This window comes from Homoserinimonas sp. A520 (assembly GCF_054489245.1).
This window is the reverse complement of the sequence record NZ_JBTMWX010000002.1, coordinates 290,222-304,289: the sequence shown is the minus strand read 5'-3', so window position 1 is coordinate 304,289 and position 14,068 is coordinate 290,222. Positions and strand designations below refer to the sequence as shown.

The window sequence follows — 14,068 nt, the reverse complement described above, 5'->3', positions numbered from 1 at the left end:
GCGAGTCAGCGCAGGCGCTGGCAGAACGGGCAGAAATGGGACCCACGGTTCATGAACGTTTCGCGGATGATCGGACGCCCGCAGCGCGGACACGGTTGGCCGTGCTGGCCATACGCCTGCAGGGAGTGTGCGAAGTAGCCTGACTCTCCGTTGACGTTCAGGTATTGCGTGTCGAAGCTGGTGCCGCCCTCACCGAGCGCCTTCGCCAACACCAGCCGAACCTCGGCGAGCAGGCGTTTCGCCTTGGGCAGGCTGAGCGTATTGGTCGGCTGGTCGTAGTGGATGCGCGCCGCCCAGAGGGCCTCGTCGGCGTAGATGTTGCCGATGCCGCTGATCAGGGTCTGATCGAGAAGGGCGCGTTTCACCCCTGTCTTGCGGGCGCTGAGCCGCCGGAAGAAGACCTTGTCGTCGAACAGCGGGTCGATAGGGTCGCGGGCAATGTGGAAGACCTGGTTCGGGACCGACTGCGCCGGGGCATCCGTCGTCGCCCGCAGCTCATCGATGGCCATCGAACCGAAGATGCGCTGGTCGACGAAGTTCAGGCGCAGCGGCCCGTACTCCGGATGCACCACGTCGATGCGGATGCGCGTGAGCCGGTCCTCTACGCCGGGCTCGCGCAGGAGCACCTGGCCGCTCATGCCCAGGTGCACGACCAATGCCTCGGACGCAGTCGAAATCGAAGGACTTTCGGCCGAAACGGCGCCAGGTGATGCAGAAGCGGCCGAATCCGGACGGATCTCCTTCGTTTTCGATTCCACGAGCGGCAGCCACAGGTATTTGCCGCGACGGTTCGGGGTGAGCAGCGTTGCGCCGGTCAGCCGCTCGACGAAGTCCTCCGCGGGGCCAGGATGCCGGCGCAGCGAGCGCTCGTCCAGCACCGTGACGGCGGTGACAGTTGCGCCGGTCACGGCCGGTTCCAGGCCGGCGCGGACGACCTCGACCTCGGGTAGCTCCGGCATCTATTCGGACTGCAGCAGCGTCCACGCGTCGAGCGCGGCAGCCATCTCGGCGTGCTTCTTGCTGGTGCCGTCGCCCGAGGCGATCTCCTTGCCGCCGAGCACGACGACAGCGTGAAACCGCTTGGAGTGGTCTGGGCCGCTGTCGGTGATGACATACGTCGGCACTCCGCGCCCGCGGCGGGCGGCCAGCTCCTGCAAGCTGGTCTTCGGGTCCATCGCGGCGCCGAAACGCTCGGGGTCTTCCAACAGCGGGGAGATGAGTCGCAGCACCAGACCGGTAGCGGCATCCGCCCCCGCACTCAGATAGGTGGCCCCGATGATCGCCTCAACCGTGTCGGCGAGGATCGAGGACTTGTCTCGCCCGCCGGTCAATTCTTCACCGTGACCAAGGCGGACGTGCGGACCCAGGTCGATCGACCGGGCAACCTCCGCAAGCGCCACGCTGGAGACCAGGCTCGCGCGCCTCTTCGCGAGGTCGCCCTCGCTGAGTGTCGGATTCTCGGTGTACAGCATGACGGTGACCGCCTGGCCGAGAATCGAGTCGCCGAGGAACTCGAGCCGCTCGTTGTGGGCGATGCCGCCGTGCTCGTACGCGAAAGACCGGTGCGTCAGGGCAAGCTCGAGGAGCTCTGGGCTGACATCGACCTGCAATTGGTCGGCGAGACCGCGCTGGGGTGCGGCATGACGGCCCGACTGGGCGGAGACGACCGGAACCTGCCGTTCAGCAGACACCGGCGCTCCCTCCGCTCACGTAACCGCCAGGCGATTTAGACGTCGGCGACCTTGCGGCCCTTGTACTCCATGTACAGGGCGGTGCCGGCGGAGTCTTCGACAACCTTCGCGCGGTGCGGGAGGCTGTAAACGACCTTGCCACCCTCGATGGTCTTCACCAGGGTCGGCGCGGTCGCCTTCCACTGGGCGCGACGCATGCGGGTGCTCGCGCGGGACATCTTGCGCTTGGGTACTGCCATGACTATCTCTTCTCTCTCTCGACATCGGCCTCAGGGGCAATGTCGGCACCGCGCTGCGCGGCGTTGTCTGTTGGGGTGCTTGTGGCCTCGGTCAGGCCTTCGAGTCCGGCAAGCGCCGCCCAGCGGGGATCGATGGGTTCTTCATGCTCGTGACCGGGGTTGTCGAGAAGCCGCACCCCACATTCTGGGCACAGGCCGGGGCAATCTTCTTGACAGACCGGTTGGAACGGCAGCGACAAAACCACTGCGTCCCGAATGACGGGTTCAAGATCCACGTGGTCGTCTTGAACCTGATACTCGAAAGCTTCGTCCTCAGAATACGCGAAAAGCTCCTGAATATCGACTTCGACCGGGTGGGCGACATCGATGAGGCACCGAACGCACTCCCCGGTCGCCGTCGCATCCACTTCGGCACTGACCAGGATGCCGTCATGCAGGGCTTCGAGGCGCAGATCGATCTCGACGTTTGCGCCCTCCGGTACGCCGATGACGGCGTTGCCGAAGGGTTCCGGCGTCGCGATGTCGAGTTGGCGCTCGCGCATCTCGCCGGGCCGGTGCATGATGTCGCGCACGTCGACGGTCCAGGGGGTCTGGCGTAGGTGAGTCACCCGAGAAGTTTAGCCGGGCATCCTGAAGCAGCTACCAGTTGGCGTGTCAGGTACCGAACCGGATGTCGCTAGAATTTGTGCAGACCCACTGCGCCTGACCTGGCGTAGTGCGCTCGACCTCCGATTTGAGGCCGGCAGGTTTCGTGGCCGCTTGTGCCACGAACTCTCGCACGCCCACAACCGGAGGACCCCCATGAATTCTCGACTCGCCGTTCCCGCGATGATCGCCACTGCCTTGCTGCTGAGCGGATGCGCTGCAGCCGCCGCACCCGAACGCCCGGCCCCGACGCCGGAGGCGATCACCAATTGCGGCCTCGAGGTGACGTACTCCAACCCGGAGCGCGTCGTCACCATCAAGTCGTCGACCACCGAGATGCTGCTGGCCCTGGGCCTCGGCGACCGCATCGTCGGCACCGCGTTCCCTGATGGTCCAGCCCCTGAGCAGTGGGCGGATGCTGCGGCCGACATCCCGGTGATCTCCGACAAGGTGCCATCGGAGGAGACCGTTCTCACCCTCGAACCCGACCTGGTCTACGCCGGCTGGGAGTCCAACTTCTCAGCCGACGGCGCCGGTGAGCGCAGCGAGTTGCAGTCGCTCGGTGTTGACACCTACGTTTCCCCCTCCGCATGCCAGTCACTTTCCGCCGATCACCCCGCACTGACGGTGGACGACATCTTCGCCGAGATCACCGAGGTCGCGTCGATCTTCGAGACGGATGCCACGGAGCTGGTCTCCGGGCAGCGGGCAGCACTCGAAGCGGTCAAGCCGCTCTCCGGCGAGCGCACCGCCCTGTGGTTCTCGTCCGGATCGGACACCCCGTTTGTCGGCGGCGGCACCGGGGCGCCGCAGGTCGTGCTCGACCACCTCGGCCTCACCAACATCGCCGGCGACCTTGGACAGGCGTGGGCCCCGTTCAACTGGGAGGCCGTCATCGCGGCCAACCCTGACGTGATTGTGCTGGTCGACTCCGCGTGGAACAGCGCGGACAAGAAGATCGGCATCCTGCAGGCCAACCCGGCCACCGCACGGCTCGACGCGGTCGTCAACGGGCGATACCTCGTCATCCCGTTCGCGGCAAGCGAGGCCGGGGTGCGCACGGTACCGGCGATCGTTGATCTGAGCGAGCAACTTGCGGAGCTTGAGCTTGGGTAGAACGAGCGAACGAGTGGGGTTTCGACAGGCTCAACCAGCGAAAATCGGTCGACCAGCGAGATCTGCTCGACCTGCGAAGGTGCACTCACGACCAGCAGTGGCGGCGATGGCGGCCGTGCTGGGAGCGGTGCTCGTGGCATCCGTCATCCTGGCCGTCACGTTCGGGCCGGCGGACATCACGCCGGGCGAGGTGTGGGCGTCCGTGCTGCATCACCTGGGAATCGGCGCGACCCCGCTCAGCGAGTTGCGCGACGGCATCGTTTGGGAACTGCGGATGCCCCGGGTACTGACCGCCGCGGCGGTCGGCGCCGGCCTGGCGGTCAGCGGCGCGGTGATGCAGGCGCTGACCCGCAACCCGCTGGCCGACCCGTACCTGCTCGGCCTCTCGTCGGGGGCCTCACTCGGCGCGGTGCTGGTGCTCCTGATGGGTGCCGCGATCATCCTGCCGCTGGCCGCATTCCTCGGCGCGCTCCTCGCCCTCGGACTGACCCTCGCGCTGGCCAGCTCCCTCGGGCGCATCACGCCCTCGCGTACGGTGCTCGCCGGCGTCGCGGTCTCGGCGCTCGCATCCGCCCTGACCAGCCTGGTCATCTTCTGGTGGGTGACCGGCGACTCCTACCGGGAGATCCTGAGCTGGTTGCTCGGCTCGCTGGCGGGCGCGCGCTGGCCCGCCGTCGCGATCACCTTCACGGCGATCCTGATCGCCGGCATCCCGATCCTGTTGAGCGGGCGCACGCTCGATGCTTTCGCTTTCGGCGACACCTCCGCCGCCGCCCTCGGGGTGAATGTGCAGGGCGTGCGCTGGAGCCTGCTGGCCGTCACCGCGCTGCTGACCGGGGCGATGGTGTCGGTGAGCGGGTCGATCGGGTTCGTCGGGTTGATCCTGCCGCATGCCGTGCGGCTGCTGGTCGGCCCGCGCCATCGCGCGCTGCTGCCGCTGGTCGCCCTGGTCGGGGCGATCTTCCTCATTTGGGCGGACACCGCCGCCCGCTCGCTGTTCGACCCGCGGGAACTGCCGGTCGGTATCGTGACGGCGATCATCGGCGCACCCGTTTTCGCGTTCCTGCTGGCGAAGCGCAGGACGGACGCATGATCGGCGACGGCCTCGACGTCGACCGGGTCGATGTGCGCATCGATGGAACCATGATCATCGACGGCGTGACCTCTTCGGTGCCGCCGGGCAGCCTGTGTGCCCTGATCGGCCCGAACGGTGCGGGCAAGTCCACCCTGCTAAGGGCGATCGCCGCCGTCGAGAAACCGGATGCCGGCACGATCGCCTTCGATGCCCAGAACCTGCCAGAGATGGCCCGGAAAGCAAGGGCACGACTGGTCAGCTTCGTGGAGCAGGATGCCGTCACCGAGCTGACCCTGACAGCCCGCGAGGTTGTCGCGCTGGGGCGGACCCCGCACCAGGCGATGTGGCAGGAGGAGAGTCGGGAGGACCGCTCGATCGTCGCCGACGCCTTGCAGGTCGCCGGGGTGACGGAGTTCGCCGAGCGGGACTTCACCAGCCTGTCTGGCGGGGAGCGCCAGCGGGTCTTGCTGGCGAAGGCGCTCGCCCAGCAGCCACGGCTGCTGCTGCTGGACGAGCCGACGAATCACCTCGACATCAGCGCGGGACTCGCGACGCTCGAGCTGCTCCGCAACCTCACCGACACCGGGGTGTCCGTACTCGCCGCCCTGCACGACCTGAACCTCGCGCTGGCGGCCAGCGACCACATCTTGGTGTTGCATCGCGGACGAGTGGTGGCCGCCGGGCCGACCGAGACGACGCTGACCGCCGAGCTCATTCGCGAGGTCTACGGGGTGCGGGCAGACCTGCTGCCGCACCCCGCGACCGGGAAGCCGATGGTGGCGTTCAGCGCCATGTAGCTGGTTTCGATACGGCGCTTCGCGCCTACTCAACCCGCAGAAGCGGCCTTGGCCAGGGCGGTCACGTACTCGTCGATGCCCCAGGTGAGCGAGAGTGCGGTGGGCGGTGAGACCGCTGCGACCAGTTCGACACCACTGACGGATGCGACCGCGCCGGCCTTCACCGCCGGAATCGTCTGGGCGTAGCTCTGGGCGAGGAAGGCATCCGCCTCGTCCTGCGTGTTCGCGAAGGCGACGATGATGTCGCTCTCCAGCTTGTCGAGCTCCTCATAGCTGAGCGTGAAGTAGAACGGTGACTCGCCGTTGGCTAGTTCGTCCACCGACGGAGCGTTGACCAGACCGAGGTCGAACAGGAAGCTGACCCGCGAGTCGGCCGGCTTGTAGACGTAGAAGGTGCCGGACACGTCCCATACGACCGCGACGGACTTGCCAGCCAGTTCGGGGTTCTCGGCCGCCTTCTCGGCGAGTACGGCGTCGACGCCGTCCAGCACGGACTGCGCCTCAGCCGTCTTGCCGAGCGCCTCGCCGACCAGCGAGACGACGTCGCGCCACGGGGTCGTCCAGGCTGCGTCCGGGTAGGCGACGGTTGGGGCGATCTCGCTGAGGAGTTCGTACTGCTCCTCGGTGATACCCGAGTAGACCGCGAGGATCAGGTCGGGTGCGGCTTCTGCGATCGCCTCGTAGGCCGGAGTCTCGTTGCTCGACGGGATGAGGACGGGCGTTTCGACGCCGGCATCCTCGAGGGCCTCAGCGGTCCACGGCTGCACGCCGTTCTCGTCCCCGCCGTAGGCCTGCGCCTCCATGGCGACGGGGATGACGCCCATGGCGATGGCGGCATCCGCGCTCCCCCAGCCCAGCGCGACGACGCGCTGCGGTTCGCTCTCGATCTCGGTATCGCCGAACGCGTGCTCCATGGTGACCGGGAAGACGCCGGAACTCGCGGAGCCCTCGGGCGTTTCTTCAGTTCCGGATGCGCATCCGCTCAAAACGAGGAGGGCGGCGGTCGCAGCGGCGAGCGCGGCTAGGCGGGGGCGAAAACTCACAAGGACTCCAAATCGGGGAAAGGTGAACACAACGCTTAGGGTTGCCTAACCTAACTATAGAGCACCGGTTACTCGTGTTTCGACAGAGATTCCGGCGCGTGGAACTTGCCGATCGGCACCACCATCGGGGTTCCGCAGACCGGATCGGGGGCGATGAGTGCCTCCAGCCCGAACGCGTCCCGCAGCAACTCCGCAGTGAGGACGTCGGATGGCGCCCCGTTCGCGATAATGCGGCCATCCGCCATCACCACCAGCTCGTCGGCGTAGCGGGCGGCCAGGTTGAGGTCGTGGAGCACCATGACGACGGTGGTCTGCCTGGTGCGGTTCAGCCCGGCCAGGAGGTCGAGCACGTCCAGCTGGTGGCGCACGTCGAGGAAGGTGGTCGGCTCGTCGAGCAACAGGATGTCCGGGTCCTGGGCCAGGGCCATGGCGATCCAGACCCGCTGCCGCTGGCCGCCGGAGAGTTCCTCCACGCGCCGCCCCACCAGTTCGAGGCAGGACGTGACAGTGAGGGCATCCGTCACAGCGACATCGTCTGCGGCAGACCACTGGCGGAACCAGCCCTGGTGCGGATACCGGCCGCGCCCGACGAGGTCGCCCACCGTGATGCCCTCAGGCGCGATCGGGGACTGCGGGAGGATGCCGACGACTTTCGCGACATCCTTCGCCGGGAGCGCGTGGACGTCGCGGCCGTCCAGGCTCACCACGCCGCTCTCCGGGCGCAGCAGGCGCGCCATACCCCGCAGCGTCGTCGACTTGCCGCTGGCGTTCGCACCGACGATGACCGTCACCCGGCCGGCCGGGATTTGAAGGTCGAGGTCGGTGACGATGCGGCGGCCGTCGTAGCCGAGTGCGAGTCCGGTGGCCCCGAACTCGTGGGCTTGCTTCTCTGCTGTCATGCGCCGCGTCCTCCGCGATTGGTGGTGGCCAGGAGCCACAGGAGATAGGGGGCGCCGACCAGCCCGGTGACGATGCCGGCCGGAACCTGCACGTCTCCCGGCAGCAGGTGCTGTGCCACGAAGTCCGCCGCCACGACCAGAACCGCGCCGACCAAGGCACTCGGGACCAGTGCGAGGCCGCCGGTTCCGAGCATCCGCCTGGCAATCGGCGCCGCAACGAAGGCGACGAACGCGAGCGGCCCGACGAACGCGGTGGCGACGGCGACCAGGGCCACGGCGACGAAGAGAATGGCCAGACGAGAACGCTCGGGGCGCAGTCCCAGCCCGCCGGCCGCGTCGTCGCCGAGTTGCAGGATGCGCAATCGCGCCGAGAACACCCACACCAGCGGAAGCAGCACAACCAGCGCGGCCACGATCACCGCGATATCGGCCCAGGAGGCGCTTCCCAGCCCGCCGACCATCCAGACCAGCGCCTGCTGCACTTCGCGCACATCGCCGCGGGTGATCAGGTAGCCGAGCACGGCCTGCACCATGAAGGCGACGCCGACGCCGATCAGCACGAAGCGAAAACCTGTCACTCCCCCGCGCCAGGCCAGCAGGTAGATGCCGGTGGCGACGACGATCGCGCCGAGGAAGGCGGCCAACGAGACCGCCGCTCCGCTGAAGCCGAGGATCAGGATGCTGAACGCGGCCGCGACGCTGGCGCCCTGGCTGATGCCGATGATGTCCGGGCTGGCGAGCGGGTTGCGCAGGAGCGTCTGGAACAGCGCACCGGCGATCCCGAAGGCGCAGCCGACCAGTACGGCGAGCACGAGCCGAGGCATCCGCAGCCGGAAGATGATGAAGTTGTCGCTTCCCGAGCCCTGGCCGATGAGAGCTTGCAGAAGGTCGGGGATCGGCAGCGTGTACGCGCCGACGGACAGGCTGACGGTGACCAGCACCACCGCAACCGCAGACAAGGCGAGCGTGATCGTGCGTGCGCGGCCGCGGATGCCCGACCGCTGCACGGCGACGGATACCGCGCTCACAGCCCGGCCAACTTCACGCGTCGAACCAGGGCGATCATGATGGGGGCGCCGATCACGGCGATGATGATGCCGGCCTCCAGTTCGGCTGGGCGCACGATCAGGCGACCGACCACGTCGGCGGCGAGCAGGAGCACCGGCCCGAGCAGGGCGGAGTAGGCGAGGATCCAGCGGTAGTCGGGCCCGGTGATCGGCCGCACGATGTGCGGCACGACGAGGCCGACGAACACCATGGGGCCGGCCAGCGCGGTGGCTGAGCCGCAGAGCAGTACGACGGCGAGGGCAGCGATCACCCGGGTCAGCGTGAGGTTCTGGCCCAGACCGCGGGCCAGGTCGTCTCCGAGTGACAGGAGGTTGAGCATCCGCCCCACTGCGAAGGCGAGTACGGCGCCGACGGCGATGAACGGCCACAGCGCGATGATCGGTTCGAAGTCGCGGGAGGCGAGGGAGCCGACCGACCAGAAGCGGTAGGAGTTCAGGGTTTCGGCGTCGGTGATGAGCACCAGGGTGATGATGGAGGTCAGCCCGGCCGTCAGCGCGGTTCCGGCCAGCACCAGCTTCACCGGGGTGGCGCCCTCCCTCCCGATGGCTCCGATGCCGTAGACGACGCTGGCGGCGGCCGCGGCGCCGAGGAAGGCGAACCAGACGTAGGCGGATGGGCTGCTGATGCCGAGCACGCCGATCGCCAGCACCACGAAGACGGATGCGCCGGCATTCACTCCGAGGAGGCCGGGGTCGGCGAGCGGGTTGCGGGTCACGCCCTGCATGATGGTGCCCGCGAGCGCCAGGGCGAGCCCGACGATGACTCCGATCACGGTGCGCGGGACGCGCAGGTCTCGCACGACAAGATGGTCGTTGTTGCCGGCGTCCGGCGCGAAGAGGGCGTTCCAGACGTCGGGAATGGCGACGTCGCGCGCGCCGAGGGCGAGGCTGAGAATGACCATCACCAGCAGGAGCGCGGCTGCCGCCCCGAGCCCGATCAGGCGACGGCGTCGCAGTGATTCGGGCCTACGGGTGTCTTGCAGGGCGGTGGCGGTCACCGCCCCGTCGCCAGTTCGTGCCGGTTCACACGACCTCAGCCTTACCGAACCGCCAATAGCCCATGAAGGCAACCCGCTTGCGGTCGATCCCGGTCTCACTCACCAGGAACCGGCGCAGCAACTTGATGGAGGATGCCTCGCCGGCCAGCCAGGCGTAGAAATGGCCGTCCGTCACTTCGGCCGGCGAGTCCCAGAGAAGTTCGATGTCGACGTCGACATCATCCAATTGCTGGGCGGAGGCCGCGAGGGCCGGGCGGATGATGGCCAGGTTGTCAGCAACCCACCCGCGCACTGCGGGGTCGAGCCTGGTTCCGACCGGGTGGTCTCCACGGTGGAGCCAGGTGACCGAGCATCCGCTCGGGAGGTCGATGGAGAGGAGGTCGGCGGCATCCGGAACCTCGATGAAGGCTTGCGCGCGCCGACCGTGTGGCAAGGATTCGAGCACGGCACAGATGGCCGGGGCCGCGGTCTCGTCGCCGGCGAGCAGCAGCTGGGTGGCCGCTCCGGGGTGCCAGTCGATGCCGATGGCGGAGTCGATGCTGCCTGCGTCTGGGCCGACGATGACGACTTCATCGCCGACGGTCGCACGGTTCAGCCAGCGCGATGCCGGACCGCCGTCACCGTGGCTGACCATGTCGACGTCGAGTTCGCGTTCGGTCGGTCGGATGGCGCGGACGGTGTAGGTACGGAACGGGTTGCGCCGGTCGTCGGGAAGTGCCCGCAAGCGTGCGTACCAGCTGCCGTCGGCGATGGTCTGCTCGTCGTCGGCGCCGAAGTCGCTGTAGCCGTGGCCCTCGATCGGGAACACGATCTTGAGGCGCTGATCGAGTCCATCGGTTCCGAAAGTGTCGAAGTCGTCACCGGTGAACGTGACTCGCACGAAATGCGGGGTGAGCTGAACCAGACGGGCAACGGATGCCCGGTACGGGCGGTACGCCGGACGCGCCACCTTCACCGGGACCGAAGTCATAGTAAGCATGCCCTAAGTATGGCATGCCTAACCTAAGGTGCTACGCGGTTTCCCTCGGCCGAACAGCCTGGACCGCACGGCGCCACAGGGAGGCTGGCAGCAGCACCGCTCGCACCCTGGCCCACCAGTCCTGCGCTGACCTCAGCCGGTTGACGGTGACCGCGACATCGTCGGCCGACACCGACACGCCCCTTCCGGGACGGGCATAACCCTCCAGCTCGATCATGGTGACGATGCGGGCCAGCGCTGCTGTCGCCGATGAGATCACGCCATCCGGATCCTTCGCCGGGCGCCGCCCGGACGCGATCGCCTCCGCCAGCAGCCGCCCGCTCTCGCGAGGGGTTGCCGACCTTGGAACCGGAATGCCGGCATCCTCAGCGCTTTGCAGAACCTCGTGCCAGCCGAGCGTCGCCGGAGCGAAACCGCGGCGGATCGTGCGGATGCGCGCCCGCCGCTCGATCGCCCGGATCATCGCCGGCGTGAAGATCAGGAGCACACCGAGCAGGCTCAGCCCGATCAGCCACAGGAGCCCTGCGGGAATCGTTCCGGCAGCGGCGCCGCTGCCCGAGTTGTCCCCCGCATCACGCGCGAGCGGATCATCCGCTGCAGCCGGATCGGACGGTGCGGGCTCCGGATCTCCTGCCCCGGCGGCCGGAATCGGAACGCCGGCGACCGTGGTGTCCGCATAGTCGGGGATCACGCCGCGCGTCGCCGTCGGCTCGAACGGCATCCAGCCGATGCCGTCGAAATACAGTTCGGGCCAGGAATGCAGGTCGTGCGACGTCGCCTCATAGACCGCGCGGCCCTCGAGTCGCTGGTCGAGCTTGCCACCAGGCAGGAACCCGACAGCAACCCGGGCCGGAATGCCGAGACTGCGCGCCATCAGGGCCATCGCCGATGCGAAGTGCACGCAGTAGCCGCTCTTCACCTCGAGGAACGTCGCGATCACCTCCAGCCCGGTGCCGTCGTAGCCCTCCTCGACGGGGGCATCCTCCGAATAGCTGAAGTCGCCGGCGCGCAGGAATTGCTGCAGGGCGAGCGCCTTCTCATAGATGGAGTCGGCGTCGCCCACCACCGCCCGGGCGGTCTCCTCGATGATCGGCGGCACATCGTCCTGTTGGATGACGGCGAGGTCGGCCACTGAGCGCGGCACGGTGGAACCGGCCTCCAGCAGTTGCTCCGGCGTCGGAGTCAACACCAGCGACTCCACCCGATACTCCTGGTTCCTGCTCGACCCGAAGCGGGTACGCAGCGAGAGACTGGCCGGGTCCCAGCTCCACCCCCGGTCAAGGCCAACCACCCGCTCCGTCGGGTACGGCAACGGCAACCAGATTGTGTCAAGGCCAACGATCTCCACCCGGGTGGAGTCCGTGGTGCGCTCGACCTCCCCGGAGAGTCCCGGAGGCAGCCCGAAGTCGTCCGGCGTGTTCTCCTCCTCGAACGGGGTCTCTCCGACAAACCACTTGTCTCCGTCGAACTGGTCAAGGCTGACCAGGCGCAGGTACTGCCCACTCCCCGACTCCGTGCTGTAGGTCAGCGCACGACGCTCGACATCGCGTCGCAGGTTGTTGCCCAGGTTCACGATGGGGCTGTCGCCGGTGGTGATGGCTGTTCCCGCCGGCCCGGCCTGCACCGGCTCTGTCGTCGGAAGCACCACCTGGGCGACCAACGCGACGGCGAGCGCACCAGCAGCCACCGAGAGGGTGAACCGCCGATCCGGCGCCGGCGCGTTCGCCCGCAGAAGGTAGAGGTAGGCAATGGCAGCCGCCATCACCCAGAACAGGTCGAAGTCGCGCTCCACCGTGAGCACCGGCATCCACAGCACGACCAGCATCAGCAAGCCGACCCAGGCACGCCGCTGAAGCGAGATCGCCACGAGGTCGGCAGCGAGCGAAATCAGACCAATGCCTCCGGCGATCAGGAACAGGATGCCTGGCACCGGCTCCGCGGGAACCGTCTGCTCCATGATCGACGTCTGCGCCAGTTCAATCAGCAACCCGAACTGTTCGATCGTGTCAAAGGTGGGGAACAGCCCGATGAACGTGGTCTGGGGTGCGAACTGCTGCGTGAGGAAGCCGAACAGCGCCAGCACCGCCACCACAGGTGGCACCCAGCGCCAGGTCGCCCAGACCCTCACCAGGGCGGATGTCCCCAGCACGATTCCGCACGCCAGCAGTGCGATGAACCACCAGCCGAGATCCTGCAGGACCACGTTCAGCGTCGCAGTCGCCGTCATGATGCACGCCAGCAGGGCCAGGCTCACCTTCCAGTGCGCCGGCGGGAGTTGCGGTTCTTCAGGAGGCACGAAGCGCTCCATCACCCTCGACCACCGCGAGCCAGGCGCCCTCGGCAGTGTCACCCGGCCGCACAACGACACAGGTCCAACCGGCCGTGCTCAGCGGAAGGCTCACCGACTCGTCGTCCGGCATCGCCAGGAACGCGACCGCCAGTTCATAACTGCTGCGGCGGCGGGCGAGGGCCTCGACCAGCTCAGCGTCGGGGTCCGAGATGATGGCGAACATCGAACCGGGGGTGCGGCTGGACTGCCCGCCGCCATTCGCCAGAATGACGTCCATCGGCGCCGGTACCGGGCTCAGGGCGACCGTGGCCAGGCTCTCCAGGAAGTGGGTGGTGTTCTCCACGGACGCGAGCTGGGCATCCGCCGACTCGTGCATGTGCACCAGGAACCCGGAGTGCTGGAGGTGCACCACCAGGGTGGCCGCGAAGCCGACCGCCCACTCGAATCGGTCACTCTCGGCGGTGGCCAGCGGGTGCAGGGAGTTCGCGTCCCGGTAACCGCTCCTGCGGGTATCGAGCAGGATGCTCGCCTCTGAGTGGCTGCGTTGCTCCTCCTGCCGCACCATCAGGTCGCCATGGTGAGCGGATGCGCGCCAGTGCACCCGGCGCAGCGCGTCACCGGTGCGGTAAGCCCGAGTGGTGACGTCGTGGTCGCCGCCGACCGAGCGGTGCTGCACCAACCGGGCAGACCCCTCTGCCTCGGCGATCGCAAGACCGGACTCCGGAAGGGCCCGCACCTCGGGGATGACGGTGACCGTCTGGGCGTGGTTCGCCACCTGCGTACCGCTGGCGAGACCGAACGGGTCGGTCATCGTGATCGTGAACGGCCCGATCTCGAACTGGCCACGCCGCGGCGGCGCGAGTTCGTAGCTGAGCCTGGTCGACGACAGCGGTTCCCGGTGGCGGAATAAGCCGCTGCGCAGCGGCTTCAGCTGCCCCGAGGCGGGATGTCTGGGAAGCCAGCCGACGGCATCCGTCCAGGTAGCCGCCGGGAACGGGCGCGGGGCCAGGTTCTGAACCTGCAGCCGAACCATGGCCGGGTGGCCGGCCGTCAGCACTAGCGGTGCAAAGCTGCGGCGAACATCCAGCTTCGGGCGCTGCAGCCTGATCAGGAACAAGGACAGCAGCGGGACAGCCGCGACGAAGCAGCCGACGAAGAGCAGTTCGGGGCGCCGAAGCGCGTAGGCAAGCACGATGAGCAGGAAGGCGACGGCGAGAAACACCCAGCCC

14 protein-coding genes are annotated in these 14,068 nt (G+C 67.9%); 3 read left to right on the top strand and 11 right to left on the bottom strand.

Annotation, left to right across the window (positions count from 1 at the left end; translation table 11 throughout):
- Positions 1 to 5: 5 nt before the first annotated feature.
- The 4 genes from mutM to ACX3PH_RS05935 form a co-directional block, all read right to left on the bottom strand.
- On the bottom strand, positions 6 to 959 hold the full coding sequence (gene mutM / locus ACX3PH_RS05950) for a bifunctional DNA-formamidopyrimidine glycosylase/DNA-(apurinic or apyrimidinic site) lyase (RefSeq protein WP_459090403.1): 954 nt from the start codon (positions 957 to 959) through the stop codon (positions 6 to 8).
- Entirely contained in the window at positions 960 to 1,610 is a 651-nt protein-coding gene (gene rnc / locus ACX3PH_RS05945; RefSeq protein ID WP_459091438.1) for a ribonuclease III, read from the bottom strand. It abuts the gene before it with no gap.
- A 116-nt stretch (positions 1,611 to 1,726) separates the two neighbouring features.
- Entirely contained in the window at positions 1,727 to 1,930 is a 204-nt protein-coding gene (gene rpmF, locus ACX3PH_RS05940; RefSeq protein WP_459090401.1) for a 50S ribosomal protein L32, read from the bottom strand.
- A gap of 2 nt (positions 1,931 to 1,932) precedes the next feature.
- Positions 1,933 to 2,538 (bottom strand): YceD family protein, encoded by a 606-nt coding sequence (locus ACX3PH_RS05935; RefSeq protein ID WP_459090399.1) that lies wholly within the window; start codon positions 2,536 to 2,538, stop codon positions 1,933 to 1,935.
- A 193-nt stretch (positions 2,539 to 2,731) separates the two neighbouring features.
- On the opposite strand from ACX3PH_RS05935, the gene ACX3PH_RS05930 reads away from it, so the two are divergent.
- From ACX3PH_RS05930 to ACX3PH_RS05920, 3 genes are all read left to right on the top strand, one after another.
- Positions 2,732 to 3,691 carry a putative F420-0 ABC transporter substrate-binding protein gene (locus ACX3PH_RS05930; protein ID WP_459090397.1) on the top strand — a complete coding sequence of 320 codons (960 nt, stop codon included), beginning with the start codon at positions 2,732 to 2,734 and terminating at the stop codon, positions 3,689 to 3,691.
- Positions 3,692 to 3,797: 106 nt separating this feature from the next.
- On the top strand, positions 3,798 to 4,784 hold the full coding sequence (locus tag ACX3PH_RS05925) for a putative F420-0 ABC transporter permease subunit (protein ID WP_459091436.1): 987 nt from the start codon (positions 3,798 to 3,800) through the stop codon (positions 4,782 to 4,784).
- Positions 4,781 to 5,563, top strand: a complete 783-nt coding sequence (locus ACX3PH_RS05920) for an ABC transporter ATP-binding protein (protein WP_459090395.1) — start codon at positions 4,781 to 4,783, stop codon at positions 5,561 to 5,563. Before ACX3PH_RS05925 ends, ACX3PH_RS05920 begins: the two co-directional genes overlap by 4 nt.
- A gap of 29 nt (positions 5,564 to 5,592) precedes the next feature.
- On the opposite strand, the gene ACX3PH_RS05915 is transcribed toward ACX3PH_RS05920, so the two are convergent.
- From ACX3PH_RS05915 to ACX3PH_RS05885, 7 genes are all read right to left on the bottom strand, one after another.
- Entirely contained in the window at positions 5,593 to 6,606 is a 1,014-nt protein-coding gene (locus tag ACX3PH_RS05915) for an iron-siderophore ABC transporter substrate-binding protein (protein ID WP_459090393.1), read from the bottom strand.
- A 68-nt stretch (positions 6,607 to 6,674) separates the two neighbouring features.
- Positions 6,675 to 7,505, bottom strand: a complete 831-nt coding sequence (locus ACX3PH_RS05910) for an ABC transporter ATP-binding protein (RefSeq protein ID WP_459090391.1) — start codon at positions 7,503 to 7,505, stop codon at positions 6,675 to 6,677.
- Positions 7,502 to 8,533, bottom strand: a complete 1,032-nt coding sequence (locus ACX3PH_RS05905; RefSeq protein WP_459090389.1) for a FecCD family ABC transporter permease — start codon at positions 8,531 to 8,533, stop codon at positions 7,502 to 7,504. Before ACX3PH_RS05905 ends, ACX3PH_RS05910 begins: the two co-directional genes overlap by 4 nt.
- Positions 8,530 to 9,570, bottom strand: coding sequence for a FecCD family ABC transporter permease (locus ACX3PH_RS05900; RefSeq protein WP_459090387.1), 1,041 nt, complete (start codon positions 9,568 to 9,570; stop codon positions 8,530 to 8,532). Before ACX3PH_RS05900 ends, ACX3PH_RS05905 begins: the two co-directional genes overlap by 4 nt.
- Positions 9,571 to 9,595: 25 nt before the next feature.
- Positions 9,596 to 10,549 (bottom strand): siderophore-interacting protein, encoded by a 954-nt coding sequence (locus ACX3PH_RS05895; RefSeq protein ID WP_459090385.1) that lies wholly within the window; start codon positions 10,547 to 10,549, stop codon positions 9,596 to 9,598.
- A gap of 31 nt (positions 10,550 to 10,580) precedes the next feature.
- Complete coding sequence (locus ACX3PH_RS05890) at positions 10,581 to 12,845, bottom strand: transglutaminase family protein (protein ID WP_459090383.1); 2,265 nt, start codon at positions 12,843 to 12,845, stop codon at positions 10,581 to 10,583.
- Positions 12,835 to 14,061, bottom strand: coding sequence for a DUF58 domain-containing protein (locus ACX3PH_RS05885; RefSeq protein WP_459090381.1), 1,227 nt, complete (start codon positions 14,059 to 14,061; stop codon positions 12,835 to 12,837). Before ACX3PH_RS05885 ends, ACX3PH_RS05890 begins: the two co-directional genes overlap by 11 nt.
- Positions 14,062 to 14,068 lie beyond the last annotated feature (7 nt).